We start from the raw sequence: 17,166 nt of genomic DNA, 5'->3' as shown, positions 1-17,166 counted from the left end.
GACGGGAGTGGCTATACTACTCTCAGTAGTTAAGGGTCGCGGATTCGCCGCGTCACCGCTCTCAACAGGAGGTCTTTATTTATGGCAGATCAGAAGCCGGTTGTCGGGATCATCATGGGCTCCAAGTCCGATCTGGGCGTTATGGAAGGCTGCACCGCCGAGCTCGAGGCGCTGGGCGTGCCCTATGAGCTCGTGATCGCAAGCGCGCACCGCACGCCGGCGAAGGTTCACGAGTGGGCTTCGACTGCTGCCGATCGCGGTATCAAGGTGATTATCGCCGCCGCCGGCAAGGCCGCTCACTTGGGCGGTGTCGTGGCTGCCTTTACGCCGCTGCCGGTTATCGGTGTTCCTATGAAGACGAGTGACCTGGGCGGCATGGATTCGCTGTTGTCGATGGTGCAAATGCCTTCGGGCGTGCCCGTAGCCTGTGTTGCCATCAACGGCGCCAAGAACGCCGCTATCTACGCCACACAGATTCTGGGTGCTTGCGACCCCGAGTATCGTACGGTCATTGAGAAAATGAAACAGGAGATGGCTGACGCGTAAGATCGCCACCATTCCTTTTGTGCCATAAGGAGAGTTATGTCCGACTATCAGGGAAAACGTTTTAGGTCCTCTCAAATCCCCGACCCTTCAAAGCCCGCTGACAGCCGTGCGCCTCAGCAGGGTCGGGCATCCTCTCCCCAGCATGCCCGTGCCCCACGCCCCGTGGTGCCGACAGGGCAGCGCCGCCAGCGCCAGAATACGCCTGCCGCATACCGTCCTTCGGCGTATAGCACGGCGAAATCGCCGCAGCGTACTACGCCACCGGCCCATAAGGACTCGGCGGGACATGTCCAACAGCCGCGCAAAAAACGTCGGTCGATTTTCCCTATCTTGCTCATCATTGTCGGAATCGGATTGATTGTTGCCGCAGCGGCTATCTACATCAATGCGCAAATTGGCTACAAACAGGCAAGCGACTCGTATGCAAAGATCGAGAAACAATATGTGAGCGATAAGGATGGCAGCGGCATCCCCGTCGTTGATTTTGATGCCCTTGCGCAGACGAACCCCGAGATTGTCGGCTGGATTTACGTTCCGGATACTACTATCAATTATCCGGTGGTTCAGGCCAACAATAACTCCAAGTACCTCAACACGTTGTTTGACGGTACATCCAACGCTTCCGGTGCAATTTTCCTGGACTGCGACGATACGGCCCCCGGTATGGTGGACCAGCAGACCACGATCTATGGCCATCATATGAACGACGGCTCGATGTTCAACATTATTTCGGACACAACCGACCAGGCAAAGTTCGATAGCATCGAGTATGTGTACTACATTACGCGCGACGGTACGTATAAACTCAAGCCGCTCGTGACCAAGATTGTTGAGGATACGTATAACAAAGCGCGCACACCGAGCTTCGATGGCGAAGACGGTCTAAAGAACTATCTTTCCGAAATGCTGGATGGAGCATCGGCGAAGGCCTATGATGCGAGTGATCGTGCGTCTTCGGCAACCAAGGCCGTAACGCTCATCACCTGCCGCTCCCTTTCCTTTAGCGATACGCGTGCCGTGATGGTGCTCACGCCGGTTGAAGAATAAATTGCCCGAGGGTGGCTAATTTGGGACGGGGATCTTTTAGTCGCTCTCATTCTGTTTGACAGAGAATCTGGCTGGTAATCGAAGGGTAGCTATAAGGAACCCCGCCCCAAGGCTACTCGACGACAATAAGGGGAAATGATGCTTGAGAATGGCAAGATGATGCCTTCGGTCGATGTCTGGCTGCGCGAGGCCAAGGCCGACACCTCGGCACCGGCGTGCGGTATGTACCTGACGCATAACGGCGTGGTGCGCGCAACGCCCAAGTCTGAGGCCCGTGGTGTCAAGACCGATGGCGTGGCGCCGGGTCATAAAGTAAGCGGCATGGTGTTTGGCTACGACGCCGACAAGGTACGGTCTGCCATCGAAGCGACGCGTGCGATGCCCGGCATCGGCTATGTGCGCGTATGGCTGGCGAGCGGTGAGCTTGCCGTGGGCGATGACATCATGCTTGTACTTATTGGAGGGGATATCCGCCCGCATGTGGTCGATGCGCTGCAGTCGCTCGTCGGCACCATCAAGAACGAGTGCGTGAGCGAGGTCGAGCGCGAGGCGTAAGGCCTCGTCGGCAATCCGAGTCTGTCTATAGCGAAAGCCCGCCGGCAGTTCATGTAGATCTGCCAGCGGGCTTTGATGTGTTGGAGCTATTTTGCTCTGGCGTTTGCTACACGCGTGTGGCGTCCTTGGGGCTCATGGTCATACTCTGAAAACGGTTCTCCATATATTCGTTATCGAAATGCTTGTCATAGAACTGTGCGACGGGAATATTTCGAACGGTTCCGTTGACGCGCTGATACCAATAGTCGAGCGATTGCAACGTCATGACGCCGTCGATCAACATGACGGCGGTCAGGATGACGGTAGCAGAGTAGCGGCGTTTCCATGGAATCATATTGATGAGCTTAAGCAGGCGCGGCAGCAAGACCTTGATCCAGATGAGGCCACCCAGGCCCCATATGCAGGCAAACGGCGTGCATGTGCGTCCCCCGGTCAATACCGCGATGGGATCGGGCATGCCGAATAGCCTAATGTGTGAATAGCTCCACGACACCACGCCAAATGAGGTCTGCATAAACCAGCCTACAAACACCTCGAAAGCGCCGCCGATCAGGGCACTTACCAGGAAAATGATCAGAGGATTCTTTTTATAGAAGCGGTTGAGCGCCATGGTCATGAGCACCGCGCCAAATCCGTAGATGGGGCTAAAGGGGCCAAATAGCATACCGGCACGGTCCTGATAGACGCCGGGATCGACGACGACCATATGCCAGACTTCCTCGAGAATGAGACCTAACACGCTGCAGACGAAGAATACCCAGAACAGGTTGAAGTAGTTGAGCTTGATGTAGCCCTCGCCGGTTTCGTCGCGGCCGAGCATCCCCTCGGCGGCGGCATCGCGGTCGAGCATCTCTTGCAGACGGCGCTGCAGTTCGCGCTCCTGGCGTAGCGTGGGGTCGACGGTGGCCGACAGCGCAATGAGGATGCCGAGCTGGACGGCGGGGCGCAGCAGGAAGGGTCCGATACCCTGGAGCATCACGTCAACTAAAAGCTCCACGACGGTAAATGCGATGAGGACGTAAGACAGGCGGGCGGCATTGCGCCGCTGGTCCTTGATGAGGTCCAGGCCAAAGACGATCAAGATGATCGCGCTTGCCGCCGAGAGCATAATGCCGGCGACGATAAGGCCAACCGCGACCAGGGTGTTATCACCGAGCTTAGCGGCGACGTTGCCGTTAATGAGTGCGGTGATGACCTGCCACATAAAGACGGCGACTGACGGGAGCGTGCCCACGCCAGATAGGGTGCACAGGACTGCGTAGACCTTGATGATAAGGGGGATCTTCTTGGCCTCCGTGGTGCTGGGTACACTGGGGTCGAGTTGATTTCGATCCATACGCCACCTTTCTCGTCTTGTAGTAGCCTACAAGGATACGCCGACGACCTGCTTAAAGACAGGACGAATGGCCCAATTGCAGCAATGTAAGCCCTAACGGTGGGCGAGACACGGCGCACGGGAAGTCTTCGAGGCCGTTGCCCCTGAGAGTGGACTACCCAATAAAATGTTTGGTCGCAAAACGGATAATAAGCTCGGTGGGCTTTTAAAAAGCGCTGCTCATGCGCTGGGGAGCTTGTCTTGCCGTGCGTATAATAAGGCAGGTAACGCCAAATAACGAGGCTCTGAGGGGATGCCATGTCTCAAGAAACCATCCGCGCGGCCGAGCGTGCCACGGGACAGGTGACGACCATGTCGACGTACGATCCGGACTCCGACCAGCTGCATGAGGAATGCGGCGTTTTTGGTGTGTGGGCGCCCGATCGCGACGTGGCTCGACTGACGTACTTTGGTCTGCGTGCGCTGCAGCATCGCGGCCAGGAATCGGCGGGAATCGCCGTGGGCGATGGCGGCACGGTTATGGTTCGCAAAGACCTGGGACTGCTCGATCGCGTGTTCTCCAACGCCGACCTGTCGACGCTCTCCGGCCAGTTGGCTGTGGGCCACGTGCGCTATGGCACCGCCGGCGCCAAGAGCTGGGAAGCCTCGCAGCCGCATCTTTCCACCATCAACAGCGTCATCATCGCGCTTGCGCACAACGGCACCCTGGTTAACACTGACGAGCTGCGCCGCCAGCTGATCGAGCTCGGCGTGCCGTTCCTTTCCAATTCGGATTCCGAGGTCGCGACCAAGCTCATTGGCTACTTTACCCAGTGTACGGGCCACCTGCGCGAGGGCATTCGCAAGACCATGGAGCTCGTGCGCGGCGGCTACGCCATGACGCTCATCAACGAGCAGGCACTCTACGCTTTCCGCGACCCGCATGGCATTCGTCCGCTGGTGCTGGGCAAGCTCGTGGACGAGGGCCTGGACCAGGCCGACGCCGCATCCGTTTCGCAGCTACCGTCGCAAGACGACGCCGCGAGGGTCGACGCTGCCGCTCATGTCACGCGCGCTGGCGGCTGGGTCGTTGCCTCCGAGACCTGCGCGCTCGACATTGTGGGTGCCGAGTACGTCCGTGATGTCCGTCCCGGCGAGATCTTGCGCATCAGTGCCGAGGGCCTGGTATCCGAGCAGGGTGTGCCCGCTGCCGAAGAGCCCGCTAACTGCATCTTTGAGCAGGTCTACTTTGCCCGCCCCGACTCCATCATGAATGGCAAGAGCGTCTACGCCTGCCGTTACGACATGGGTCGTCAGCTGGCACACGAGGAGCCCGTCGATGCCGACCTGGTCATCGGCGTGCCCGACTCCGGTCTGCCGCCTGCGGAGGGTTATTCGCGCGAGAGCGGCATCCCCTTTGGCGAGGGCCTCATCAAGAATCGCTATGTGGGCCGTACGTTTATCGAGCCCACGCAGGAGCTGCGTGCCATGGGCGTGCGCATGAAGCTCAATCCACTGCGCGACAATATCGAGGGCAAGCGCCTGGTCGTCATCGACGACTCCATCGTTCGCGGCACCACCATGGTGCAGCTCGTCAAGATGCTGCGCAACGCCGGCGCCAAGGAGATTCACATCCGCATCAACTCGCCCGAGGTCATCTGGCCGTGCTTCTACGGCATCGATACCGACGTGCAGTCGCAGCTCATCAGCGCTAACAAGACGGTCGATGAGATCTGCGAGTACATTGGCGCCGATTCGCTCGCCTTCCTTTCGGTCGAGGGCCTGCTGAAGGTCATGCCCAAGGGCGGCTACTGCGATGCGTGCTTTACCGGCCGTTATCCCGTGGCTATTCCCGAGAGCTTTGGCCGCGACAAGTTTATGGAGGGCTTTAAGCCCCGCAACCTGGATAAGCCGCTGCACTTTGGCGACGACGCCGTGGTCGAGAAATACGATGACCGCAGCTGGGAAGAGAAGCACGGCGAGGCCTAGAACCTGCCATTTAGGGACAGGTTTATTTTGGTAGGTTTTACCTGCTGTTTTGTTGATATGACGGCGCGCACCGCTGCGGTGTGCGCCGATATGAACGCAACTATGAGCACTGTTTGGCGTCTGTGTGTCAAACGGTAGTGGGAGAGGAAGGCTCAGATGAGCGACAGCAAGCATGTGACGTATGAGGATGCCGGCGTCGATACCGCCGAGGGCGGCCGCGCCGTCGACGCTATTAAGCAAATGGTTAAGGATACCAACCGTCCCGAGGTTATCGGCGGCATCGGTGGCTTTGGCGGTCTGTTCTCGGCCGCCGCGCTTAAGGATATGGAAGACCCGATTCTGATCAGCGGTACCGACGGCGTGGGCACCAAGCTCGTCCTCGCCCAGATCATGGACCGTCACGAGACGGTGGGCCAGGACCTGGTCGCCATGTGCGTCAACGACATTTTGGCTTCGGGCGCCGAGCCGCTGTTCTTCCTGGATTATGTTGCCATCGGCCACATCGAGGCCGAGCACATGGCAAAGATCATCAAGGGCGTGGCAGACGGCTGCAAGCTCGCGGGCTGCGCGCTCGTGGGCGGCGAGATGGCCGAGCACCCGGGCGTCATGGCTCCCGCCGACTACGACCTCGCCGGCTTTACCGTGGGTGTCGTCGACCGTCCCAAGATGCTCGACCCCGCCAACGTCCGCCCCGGCGACGTGATTTTGGGCCTTCCCTCCACCGGCGTGCACTCCAACGGCTACTCGCTCGTGCGTAAAGTCATCGGCGTTGACGGCATCAAGCCGGGTACGCCCGAGGCCGCCGCTAAGGCCGAGGAGCTGAGCCGTCCGCTCGAGGAGCTCGGCGGCGCATCACTGGCAGACGCTCTGCTGGCCCCCACGCGCATCTACGTCAAGCCGATTCTTGAGCTGCTCCGCGGCGGCGCTCCGGTGCACGCCATCGCCCATATCACCGGCGGTGGCATCACCGAGAACCTTAACCGTGCGTTGGCCGACGACGTCGACGCCGTGGTCACCCGCAATGGCGCCGAGATGGGCTGGGACATTCCGCCCGTCATCACCTATGTTTCGCACCAGGCCGAGCTTACGCCCAACGAGGCATGCAAGACCTTCAACATGGGCGTCGGCCTGTGCCTGATTGTCGCCCCCGAAGATGAGGCCGCGGTAACCGATGCCCTGGTCGCGCTGGGCGAGAAGCCGTTCCGCGTGGGCGAATGCGTCGAGGGCTCCGGTAAGGTCGTGTACTCCGATGAGCGCTAACGAGCAGACGGCTGCCGCCGAGGGCTTGGACTTTGTGCCCTACACCCGTCCGACCGGTACCGATACCACCGAGCCGCTCAAGATCGGCGTGCTCATCAGCGGTTCGGGCACCAACCTGCAGGCGCTGATCGACCTGATCGCCGCCGGCAAGCTCAATGCTTCGATCGAGCTCGTGGTGTCGAGCCGTCCTTCGGCCAAGGGCCTGCAGCGTGCAGAGCGTGCGGGTATCCAGACGCTGACGCTCTCCAAGGATGTCTACGCCGACCCTATCGCCGCCGACGAGATTATTGCGCACGAGCTTCTCGAGCGCGGCTGCGAGTATGTGGTCATGGCTGGCTACATGCGAATGGTGCATACGCCGCTGCTGGCGGCGTTCCCCAACCGCGTTGTCAATCTGCATCCGGCGCTGCTGCCGAGCTTTACCGGTGCGCATGCGATCGACGATGCCTTTACGCGCGGCGTCAAGGTGACCGGTGTGACCGTGCATTTTGCCAACGAGATCTACGACAACGGCCCCATCATCGCCCAGCGCGCGCTGGCCGTTGAGGAAGGCTGGGATGTCGACACACTCGAGGAGCACATCCATGCGATCGAGCACGTGCTGTATCCCGAGGTCGTGCAGATGCTCGCTGACGGCCGCGTCCACGTGCTGGAGAGCGGTAAGGTGGCAATTGATCCGGTACACTAGTCGTTGGTTTGTGTTGGCGGTTAAGCGTCGGAGGTACGCTTAACCGCCATTTTTTATGCATTGAGATCTACGTTGTTTGAGGCAAACGATTGCCACAACTTGATGCTCATAGTCCAATTGCTTCGCCAAGAGGCGCGATCCGGCAAGAGATTAATTTAGCCTAATAGAGCCATTTGCTCTTCTTTATGCTCGGGATACGCCGGACTATTATTAAATGATAATGCGCTAAATAATCTTATGGGGATAATCAAATTATGTTTTGTACGGGTGCTGTCTGTTGGGAGCAAAGATGGGTGCACAATTATTTACGAGACGAACAGCAATTAAAATGGCCGTTGCCGCGGCTTCTGTCCCGCTGATTGGTCTAGTTGGATGTGGTGAGAAGTCGATTGTTGGAACTTGGGCAAACGACGATGGAGACGAAATACTCCAATTTGATGAGAATGGTGACTGTTCGGTTCCTTTTACCTATAACGGTGCGTGGCTGGAAAGCTGCGATCGCTATACGATTCAAGAAGACAAGACATTGGTTCTAAGCAGCAGTCAAGGAAATATCAGCTCTCAACATTGGAAGAAAGCTAGCAGCAAAGAGGAAGCTGAAGAGGCGAATGATATGCTCTATTTTCTCAATGGGGATGAGCTTGTTATCAACCACGAAACGTACACGAGAGAATGAGAGCTAAGACACGCCGAACGTGTGAAGATGGGGAATGCCATAGATGAATACCGTGCCGGGCTCGTGACAAACATCATTGTCACGAGCCCGGCACACATCAAAGTATAAATTGTTCACCAGTCCGCATCCTCTTTTTGCTCAGATTGAGCCGTTTGCTGCTAGTGCGGTTGTTGCGCAGATGCCGATCGAGTCCAATGCTGACTTCGAACATGAGACAGGGTTACCGGAGTCATTCCTAAGAACGATGCTATATACCTATGGGGAATAGCATCGATCAGTCCAGGATATTCTCTCAGAAACCATTCGTATCGATTCTTTGCGCTGAGGTGCCTGATGACGTTTTCGACTTTCCAGTGATTGTGGCATGCACTCTCAAGCAACGAATTATAAATGGACAAAATTTGAGGGATGCTTTCTGCTGCTCTGTAGAAATCCGAAATTTTAAGCTTAATGAGAGTGCAATCCGTTGTTGGAGTTATACCAACTGAGGGACTGTGGAGCGCAGACCCCAGTGCTCGCGTGCAGCATAACGTCTAAAAGTGGCTCAGTCGACGTGCTTCCTACTCCAAATGAATTGTGCAGCAAACAAATCTCAATCCAGAATAAATCCAACTTCTTGGGCATTATCAAATGTTAATGCGATGCGACGCTTTTCGGGAAACAATGAGACAGTCGATAAGAGGAGGGTGCCATGGGGATCATGGACAGTGCATCGTACTATCTTGGTCGCGGAATCGATTCGGCTGATAAGGCAACAAGGGGCCTGAAGATTCAGGCTGAAATCACCAGGCTGCAATCTCAGAAAAAAGACTTGATACAACAGCTTGGCCAGATTGCTTACGAAAGATGCAGGAGCAACGACGATGTTTGTAGTGCCTTTTCGCAAGAGTTTGCCTCTATTTCTGATATTGAAGAGCGTATGGCAGTGTGTCGCGGACAGCTCGTACAGCTTCAGGGCGGAAACCAAGGGAATAGCGGCGGAGGACATGGAATAACATGCACCAAATGTGGCACAGTCAATTCAACTGGCTTTGCGTTTTGTGTAGGCTGCGGCGCAAAGATGCCGACAGAAAGTGCGTTCGAAGGCGATTGGGTGTGTACGGCCTGCGGTGCCAGCTACGGTGAGGAAAAGCAGTTCTGTATGCAGTGCGGGTCGCCAGTAAGGCGTCGAAATGAACAGGTCTCTAGTCAAATGAGTATAGAACCGAACCCGGTAGAGCCCGAGGACACAGCCGTAAAGGTGACTGTGGGGTCCGCGGTCTGTCCCGACTGCGGCTCACCGGTTGAGGCAGATGATGTTTTTTGCGGTGAATGCGGTCGAGTTTTGTAGCAAGGGGTGAGAGTTATGTTTTGCGGGCATTGTGGAACACAAATTCCAGACGAAGCTGTGTTCTGTCCTTCGTGCGGCCAAAAGATTGAAAGCAGCTCACGAGAAAACCAAACACCTCCGGCTCTGCAGACTCCGGTGCCGCCGATAAAAGGTCATGCAACGGGAGAGGCTTTTTTGGGATCGCTGTCTTCCATCGAAAAGATTGCTTTGGCGGGTGCGTTCATTGTCGGTGGTTTGATGGCGGCCAGTGCCGCGGTCGCGTTCTTCTCTAATTTCGAGAAGGTTACGAATCTTATGGGCATGTACAGCGGAATAGAGCCTGCCATGGGCGTGCTTATCTACGCAGTCTTCTCCCTGTCTTTTGTTTTTGTTCCGCTCGATGCTTTTTTAAGAGTTATAAAGCGTCTGAAACCGGGTTCGATGCGCTGTGAAGATTGGAAATTCATCGCGGTTCAGTTCGGAATGATCGTTCTGGTTTCATTGGTGCTGGTGGGCTTTATCGGTCCTTATGCGGATGACAATACGTTTCACAGCACAACGACGATGTGCATTTACGCTTTTATGAATTCGGTGTGGCCCGAAGTTTCGCTCTTCGTGATACCCAGCGCGGCCATGACGGGCATTTGCGCCTATTTGTCGCGGACATCCATAAATAAGTAGATAAAACGAATCTTTATAAATGATGATTGGGAATAAACGACATCGGGCGAGGTCTGCAGCTGCCAAGCTGATGGTGGTGGGCCTCGCTTTGCTGATGGTGGCTGGCATTTGGTTGCACAACGTATTGGGCTTGCGTGAATCGGTACTTGATTTTGTCGAGGACGTTGTTGCGGCGGCAGGGGTCGTTGACCCTGGCGCAAGTACAAATATCAAAACTTCATCAGTCATTGATTGTTCAGGCGCAAGCGATGTGATAGAAAGCGGTGAAGATGCAATTGCGTTTGTTTCCGATATAGTTAATAAGGGTTCAGGCGGCGAAAAGATAATAGAGTTAATTCCTGCAAAGGAAACCATTAGCAACGGAATAACGTTCTATCGGTTTGATCAGACAGCCGACAACATTCCCGTATATGGTAGATGTGCAACGGTTGCGGTTGCTGGGGATGGAGCAGCCATCGGCATTTCGTCGAACTGTGTTCCGACACGCTGGCTTGGCGAAGAGGGATCTGTTGATGTAGATGGGGCCGTTGATGTGGCTAAAGGCGCTCTTAATGGGGCCGAGACGTTGAGCAGTAAGCCGGTTCTGTATGCTCGCGACAATGGAGATATCGAAAGGGCCTGGGTCATCGAACTGTCCAATGATAATGGAATATCTGAAGTGGTTGTTTCGGCTGTGAGCGGAGATGTGCTTTGTAAGACGAATCTGGTAGATGAAAACGAATCGATACGGTCGCCAGTGCAAGTGGAAGATCAGAAGAAATCGCAGCACGTGTCAAATAACGGAACCTGCCGATATGCAGACGAACAACGCCATATTTATATTTTAGATGGAACTAAGCTTAAAGAAAAAGCAGTTAAATGGGCAAAAAAAAGACTGTCTGCATATGGAGAGTCCGGGAAAATATATCGGATAAGCGACGATTTAGATTATTGGGTAGACGAGAACGGGGATCGAGTCCTTACTGGCACCTATGAAGGGTCACCCTGCTTTGGCGAAAGCAAAGATAAAGCGAGATATTTCCTGAGGGATACTCAGGACCTGAGAATCGACAAAGCGAATGAGAAGGCGGATGCGCTTCAAGACGCCCTCTCAAAATCATACGACTACTACGCTAATCATTTGGGTTATAGCGGTGCAGATGGAGTGGGCGGTGCCGTCTACGGTTTGACCAATGCAGGGGTGTCGGATGCCCAAATTCAGGGCTGGAGCCCGGGGAATCCGATTTCGCTTATTTCTGTCAGCAAGAGTAAGAAATACTACACGCTTTCAACGCTTGCTCATGAGTATACACATGGAGTTGTCAACGAGATAAGCCCCGCATCGGTAGGCGAGGAATCGGAGAAAAAGTCGCTGGGAGAAGCAATAAGCGACATTATGTCCTATGTAATTAGGGATGAGGCGGACAATGGGATATTCGATAACTCTATCGAATGGTGTATGGAAGGAACGTCACGTCGGGCAGATAGGACGGGATGGTATCCGAGTAGCTACAAAAAAGACGGCTGGTGGAACGACAACACGTTGTTTGTCCTAAGGGATTGCCATATTAACAGCACCGTTATATCCCATGCTGCGTATCTAATGTGTGGAGACAACAGCCTAACTGGGTCTCCCATAACCACCGAACAACTTGGTACACTGACATTCATGGTTACGAACATGCTTTCATCGACCGCTGATTTTCCAGAATTTGCAAGGTTGTTTACTATGATGGCGGCACGATTGGCCAAGTCATCGTCGATGGGCATGAATGCTTCTCGTGCTCAACGTGTAAAATCTGCCTTCGTTGAGGTCAACTTGCCTGTAGACAGCGCGAAATTCAACGCTGCTTTAAAGTGGGCCGCTTCGAATGATTCCGGAAAAGCGCAGAATCCACAGGATGCAAGCAGCCTAAAACCTGTAGATATTTCTCTTGTTTTAGATTCATCGGGTTCTATGGATGGCGATCCGGAGGTTAATGTCAAAAAAGCCGCCAATAAAATGATTGACGACATCGATGTAGAAGGTGCTCGTTTTGGGGTTTGCGCGTACAGCTCCGACCTGGTTGCATCATGTGCCCTGAGCGAGAGTAAAGATTACGCTGCGGAAGCAATTAATTCGATTGACTCGAATGGTGGCACCGATATCGGCTTGGGGTTGTCCGGAGGTCACGAATTACTATCGGATGCTGGGGCGGGCGAAAAGAGTGAGCAAAGGAAAATAATAGTTCTGATGTCTGATGGGTTGCCGACAACAGGTGAAAACGAAGAACAGATACAAGCCCGCGCTGAAAAATACAAGAGTGAGAACATCAAGCTCTATACCTTGGGTTTTAATCTCGATGCTTCGGGACAGGATCTAATGCGTTCGATAGCAAGCGAGGGCTGCTACTTCAATGTTGCCAACGAAGATGACCTCAAGGGCTTTTTTGAGGACATTGCTGCAGAGATTAACGGTGTTCGTTACACATATATTCGCGTTGCATGTCCAGTTGACGTGAGTGTTGCGCGTAACGGGGAAACGCTCTCTTCTGAAGAAACCGGAACCAGGAGAACGTCTTTTGGGACCGTACAGATTGAAACCGAAGGCACGGGCGATACGACACGTGCAAACGAGGTCAAGATAATACGCCTGCGCTCAGATGATGAGTATCAATTGAGAATTGAAGGAACGGGATCTGGTGATATGACGGTCGAATGCGACTTCATGGATAGTGCGGGCGACTATTCCGATCGGCGCTCATTCACTGATGTTTCGGTTAACCCTGCGATGCAAGCGGTGGTGGGAATCAATGGAGACGTTAAAACGCGCATGGAAATAGACGATGACGGAGATGGGTTTGCGGATAGGGCGTTGGAGGCAAGTGCCAACAGCAAAGCCCGTGCGGTCGATAACTCTCTGTTCATGAAGGTCATCTACCTTTCAATTCTTGGCGCAAGCACATTTCTAGCATTGGGCATGATTCGAAGAGCTGTAGGAAAACAGGAGGGAAACAAAAATGTTTTGTCCTAGTTGCGGAGCGAATAACCCGGACGGAGTGGCATTTTGCGGGTCTTGTGGCAAGCCTATGCCAGAAGTTCCCCGCAAGGATACCTTTATCTCGTATTGTCCACGATGTGGTGCAAGGCTTGATCCGGGCGCTTTATTTTGTGGCGAATGTGGACAGCAGTTGGGAAAAAACGGCGAACCGTCTCACAAGCCAAGCCCCAGCCTTGTGCCAAGCTCGCAATCGATCCATAAGGTACAATTCAATAAAAAACTCGTTCTGCCTGTTGTTGCCGCGGTGATTGTTGTTGTTGCGATTTGCGCTTTCGGCAATTTCGTTGGGGGCGGCGGTGGACGAGGAACCGCTAATGAGATGGCCCAGACGCTCAATGACCCATTGAATAAGGTGTTTTCGAGCGGTGCTGATGAGGATTCGATTCGAGAATTCGCGGAGGCTTATATTGACGGCTTTCCGCCCGAGGTTATTAATGCTGAGCTCCAAAATAGCAGCATGACTAAAGAGGACATTATCGATATGGCGGAAGATGCATTCAAATATGGAATGGGTTCCGTGTCTTCTGTTGCAGATTATCTCGACAAAATGGACGTCAATGCAACAATTAAGCTTGGTGATCAGCTTGATTCGGATGATGTCGACAGCATTAATGACAAGATAAGTGAATATGGCATCGATGATCAGGTAACGGCTGGATATAAGCTTGGGGCTGATGTTACGGTCACTGCCCTGGATGATTTACCTGCCTTGAAGAAGGGGGAGACCAAGAGTAGTGATGTTGCGAGCCTTGGTGTCTATACGATAAAGATCGGTAACAAATGGTATCTATGGATGCCGCAATTCAATTGGTAACTGTTCGCTATTGCTATAGGTGTTTGATATGAAGTGCCCGAAGTGTGGCTCGATTATAGATCCCGGAAAGAAATTCTGCATACATTGTGGGTGCGCCGTTGACGACGAGTATTTGCATGGGATTCCTGTTCAGAGCGGTCGTAAATCTAGGCAAAAGGGTACGCATATCGCGCTCGGAGCGTTGATCGTAGTCGCGCTGGCGATCGCTAGCGCATGTATGGTGGGTGTGAACGACGAGGGAAAGACACTGCTTTCGCACGTGTTTTCGGGCGGTAGTGATGCCGTTCGCATTGTCCGATATGGTGGGAGCGATGACCTATGCGTTAATCCCGATACCAAGATTGTCGTATGTGGTTCTAACGGGGAGCCAATTGATGACGGTGCCGTGCAGCTTATACCGCGTGGCGGTGCGGCGGTCGGGGATAGAGACGGTGCAGTTTTGAGTCTAAAGCAAGGAGGCTCATTCTCGTTCGATAGCTTTTCTGACATCGCGCTTGGAGACTATTGTATGAGGGTCTTTGAGGGAAGCCAGCGCAAGGAGGCGTATGAATACGCTCATATCGTCATCGATGTGAAAGATGAAGCGGGTGAGCCTGATTCCATCCGTTTTAAACCTGCGGACGGCATAGAGGGGCTCAAGCAGGTTAGACATTATGGAGTCGAAGAGACAAAACAGACAGTAAATGTTTCATATACAAAAGGAAGCGAGACCCATGGTTACTCGAATCAGTGGGCGTATGTCCAGATAACCGAAGATAACGACGATATTTCTTCATGGGCGATTAACCAGAGACTCAAAGAGCGGTTTGATGCTGCGGGTGAGAATGCTAGAAACTGGACGGAGACAAGCGGCGATCCTCTTGAGACTGGATACGCCCAGAGCGCTGTCATGCTTGACCAGTTGCGGGAGTTGGCTTCCATAAAATGCTCATTTACTTATGGCGATGAGTCAGGTGACGAATCAAGTGCCATGACCGGTAGTTTTTTTGATATTCAAACAGGTGACCCCGTTTCGCCCGAAAGTTATTTCGGCATAACGCAAGAAAATCGCAACGCGAAGGCGCAGTCGGCAATTAAGAGGTATGCAGAGTCGAACGGAATCGATATCGATGCGGTGGATATCCAGTCTGTGGTTTGCGATGACGCTTCCTACCTTGTTGAGGCGGACGATCTATATGTGATTTTGAATCCAAGCATGAGCGGAGAGGCAACTGCTCAACTCTTGCCGCTTGGTGTAAGTAAAATCGGCGATCAGGGCAAAAAGTGACGAAACAAGCGAGAAATAAAGGATTGAATTATGTATTGCACCTCATGCGGAAAAGAGATTTCTGAAGGAAAGAAATTTTGCCCACAGTGCGGAGCTCCCCTTGGGGCAAAAGCGGTCATGAAATACGAAGAGACTCAAAAGATGGATGTTTCGCCGGATGGCGAGAGTGGACATCGTCCTGAGGAGGAAGGGCCGGGTGAGACAATCAGGCGGAAAAGAATTGTCGTGGGTGGCGTGATCGTTGCGCTTTTTGTGCTACTTGGTGCCGGTGTTATTTACTATAGCGGGACGACAGGTGAATCGTCTGATTTTTCTCCAGCTATATCATCTGTGTCATATGGGCGTTCTAAAACGGTAAGAATTGCTCCCGATGCAAAGATAGCGCTGTACGGTAAAGATGGCGAGAAGCTCAAGGACTACGACCTGAGCGTGACTGATTCTGATGGAGTGACGACTACCCATCATGTTGATGGGGATGAATTTTCTCCCACTCAACTGGGTTTGACATCGGGTGGTTATACGATTTCGACGAAGGACCCCTCTACAAATGCAAATCTTAAGGCCGATGTGTCAGTGACAAATGGCGGCAACGTGAATGTCGAGTTCAAGCCATCCGACAAAGATGATACAAAGGCGGATGACCGGAAGTCTGACGGAACGAAAGATAAAGGTGATAACAAGGGAAAACTGTCCGTATCGGAAAAATATAAGCTGTATCTAGATAAAGTCGAAGGACTTGAGAAGAAGTACGGTAAAGCTCGCTATTTTGAGATGTCGAGTGGTGATGACTGGCGTGCGTCATCGTGCGATGGTGTTGGATTTATCGATCTGGTCGATCTTGACGGTAACGGCTTTGAGGAGTTGGTGGTTGCCCACCCGATGGACGCAAAGGATATAGTGAGCGATGACTATGCCAATATGATGGACGGACAGTATTACCTGAAAACCATCGAAGTCTGGACGGTGGACGGCAGTCAGCTTAAACAAATAGGCTGTTTCAATGTATACCCTACGGTTGAGGGCGCAAGCTACCTATATGTTTTAGACGGAATTGATAAACGTCCAACAACGATGTTGTTTGCACAGTCGATGTATATGGCTAATGACATAACAACGTTTGAGAATTTTGTCGTTACAGCCGATAAAGAGGGAAAGCTCGCTGCAACGGTTTTCACTACAATGACACCGTCGGCGAGTGCCGATGGCGGTCAATCGTCTACGTATAGAGTAAATGGTGAAGAGATTAGCCAGGAAGAAGAACCAGACAAATGGAATGAGATTACGGGTCTTGGGTATTCAAGCGGCTTGGGCGCTGGGAAGTATTTTCGATTAAACGGGACTGAGTATGACAGCGCTGGCGAGTCGAATGGGCGGGCGGACAATGAGAAAACCTATTCGATAAAAGAAACGGTTGAGTTCGCGAACCAGCAAAGGGACCTGCTTGAGTCAAAGGCCAAAGGTAAATAATCGCTGCGCTATCTGCACATCGCTCCGCCTCGTGTCTGAAAAGAGACACGAGGCGTTTTTCTTTAGCGACAGTAATTAGCAATTGATAATGCGTCATCGGGAGTGTGATAGAAAAATAAACCCAAAATCAATGCAAAGGCGTTCCGCCATTTGGAGGATGACGATATGTTTCGCGGTAGTGTCGAGAAAGTTGGTGTAGTGCCCGATCCGAAGCGAGTCGGCCCGGCGTCCCAGAATCTGGAATACGGTTGATATCCTATGCCGCCTCGACCCTGTCCGCAAGCTCGAGGCCGGACTCGAGCATCTTCCTTGCCTCCGCCTCGAGCCGCGCCCAATCGACGGGACCGTCGATCCCCCGGGTGCGACCGTCGTCGTAGAGCTCGTTCATCCTCGCCTCCGAGAAGTACCTGGACTCCTGCCATATCTCGTCCTGCTCGCACATGACCGCGCCCGCGAGCCGCACCAGCGAGCCCGTGGAGGGGAACACCTGCACGACGCGCGACCTGCGCTTTATCTCCCGGTTGGTCCTCTCC

Annotated in this window: 15 protein-coding genes; 13 read left to right on the top strand and 2 right to left on the bottom strand. The window is 53.5% G+C overall.

Translation table 11 applies throughout. The features are described from left to right. Positions 1 to 81 precede the first annotated feature (81 nt). The 3 genes from purE to ACTQZF_RS06480 all read left to right on the top strand — a co-directional run bounded on the left by purE (position 82) and on the right by ACTQZF_RS06480 (position 2,148). The gene (gene purE, locus ACTQZF_RS06490; protein WP_373575402.1) at positions 82 to 546 is read left to right on the top strand and encodes a 5-(carboxyamino)imidazole ribonucleotide mutase; all 465 of its coding nucleotides are present in this window, start codon (positions 82 to 84) and stop codon (positions 544 to 546) included. A 330-nt stretch (positions 547 to 876) separates the two neighbouring features. Further along, entirely contained in the window at positions 877 to 1,593 is a 717-nt protein-coding gene (locus ACTQZF_RS06485) for a class B sortase (RefSeq protein ID WP_427795609.1), read from the top strand. Positions 1,594 to 1,728: 135 nt separating this feature from the next. Then, positions 1,729 to 2,148, top strand: a complete 420-nt coding sequence (locus tag ACTQZF_RS06480; protein WP_441554857.1) for a molybdenum cofactor biosynthesis protein MoaE — start codon at positions 1,729 to 1,731, stop codon at positions 2,146 to 2,148. 106 nt (positions 2,149 to 2,254) lie between these two features. Here ACTQZF_RS06480 and ACTQZF_RS06475 read toward each other — a convergent pair whose 3' ends face one another. After that, positions 2,255 to 3,484: a putative ABC transporter permease gene (locus ACTQZF_RS06475; RefSeq protein ID WP_441554856.1), complete on the bottom strand. Its 1,230-nt coding sequence runs from the start codon at positions 3,482 to 3,484 to the stop codon at positions 2,255 to 2,257. 297 nt (positions 3,485 to 3,781) lie between these two features. On the opposite strand from ACTQZF_RS06475, the gene ACTQZF_RS06470 reads away from it, so the two are divergent. From ACTQZF_RS06470 to ACTQZF_RS06425, 10 genes are all read left to right on the top strand, one after another. Next, positions 3,782 to 5,452: an amidophosphoribosyltransferase gene (locus ACTQZF_RS06470; RefSeq protein WP_441054644.1), complete on the top strand. Its 1,671-nt coding sequence runs from the start codon at positions 3,782 to 3,784 to the stop codon at positions 5,450 to 5,452. A 156-nt stretch (positions 5,453 to 5,608) separates the two neighbouring features. After that, positions 5,609 to 6,712 carry a phosphoribosylformylglycinamidine cyclo-ligase gene (gene purM, locus ACTQZF_RS06465; RefSeq protein WP_427717964.1) on the top strand — a complete coding sequence of 368 codons (1,104 nt, stop codon included), beginning with the start codon at positions 5,609 to 5,611 and terminating at the stop codon, positions 6,710 to 6,712. Then, positions 6,702 to 7,400 carry a phosphoribosylglycinamide formyltransferase gene (purN, locus tag ACTQZF_RS06460; protein ID WP_441554855.1) on the top strand — a complete coding sequence of 233 codons (699 nt, stop codon included), beginning with the start codon at positions 6,702 to 6,704 and terminating at the stop codon, positions 7,398 to 7,400. The genes purM and purN overlap by 11 nt, the downstream gene beginning before the upstream one ends. A 289-nt stretch (positions 7,401 to 7,689) precedes the next feature. Continuing rightward, the gene (locus tag ACTQZF_RS06455) at positions 7,690 to 8,076 is read left to right on the top strand and encodes a hypothetical protein (protein WP_441554854.1); all 387 of its coding nucleotides are present in this window, start codon (positions 7,690 to 7,692) and stop codon (positions 8,074 to 8,076) included. Positions 8,077 to 8,767: 691 nt separating this feature from the next. Continuing rightward, entirely contained in the window at positions 8,768 to 9,406 is a 639-nt protein-coding gene (locus ACTQZF_RS06450; RefSeq protein ID WP_441554853.1) for a zinc-ribbon domain-containing protein, read from the top strand. 15 nt (positions 9,407 to 9,421) lie between these two features. Further along, positions 9,422 to 10,066, top strand: coding sequence for a zinc-ribbon domain-containing protein (locus tag ACTQZF_RS06445; protein ID WP_441054634.1), 645 nt, complete (start codon positions 9,422 to 9,424; stop codon positions 10,064 to 10,066). Between the two features lie 19 nt (positions 10,067 to 10,085). Continuing rightward, the gene (locus ACTQZF_RS06440; RefSeq protein WP_441554852.1) at positions 10,086 to 13,058 is read left to right on the top strand and encodes a VWA domain-containing protein; all 2,973 of its coding nucleotides are present in this window, start codon (positions 10,086 to 10,088) and stop codon (positions 13,056 to 13,058) included. After that, entirely contained in the window at positions 13,045 to 13,899 is an 855-nt protein-coding gene (locus ACTQZF_RS06435) for a zinc-ribbon domain-containing protein (RefSeq protein ID WP_441554851.1), read from the top strand. Before ACTQZF_RS06440 ends, ACTQZF_RS06435 begins: the two co-directional genes overlap by 14 nt. Before the next feature lie 28 nt (positions 13,900 to 13,927). After that, on the top strand, positions 13,928 to 15,166 hold the full coding sequence (locus tag ACTQZF_RS06430; protein WP_441554850.1) for a hypothetical protein: 1,239 nt from the start codon (positions 13,928 to 13,930) through the stop codon (positions 15,164 to 15,166). 30 nt (positions 15,167 to 15,196) lie between these two features. After that, positions 15,197 to 16,633 carry a zinc-ribbon domain-containing protein gene (locus ACTQZF_RS06425; RefSeq protein ID WP_441554849.1) on the top strand — a complete coding sequence of 479 codons (1,437 nt, stop codon included), beginning with the start codon at positions 15,197 to 15,199 and terminating at the stop codon, positions 16,631 to 16,633. A 256-nt stretch (positions 16,634 to 16,889) separates the two neighbouring features. Here ACTQZF_RS06425 and ACTQZF_RS06420 read toward each other — a convergent pair. Then, positions 16,890 to 17,166 (bottom strand): transposase (locus tag ACTQZF_RS06420; protein WP_441554848.1); only part of this gene is annotated, 277 nt, incomplete at its 5' end.

Origin of the sequence: Collinsella sp. LCP19S3_H3 (assembly GCF_052119145.1) — a bacterium.
GTDB lineage: Bacteria > Actinomycetota > Coriobacteriia > Coriobacteriales > Coriobacteriaceae > Collinsella.
This window is presented reverse-complemented; position numbering and strand designations above follow the sequence as displayed.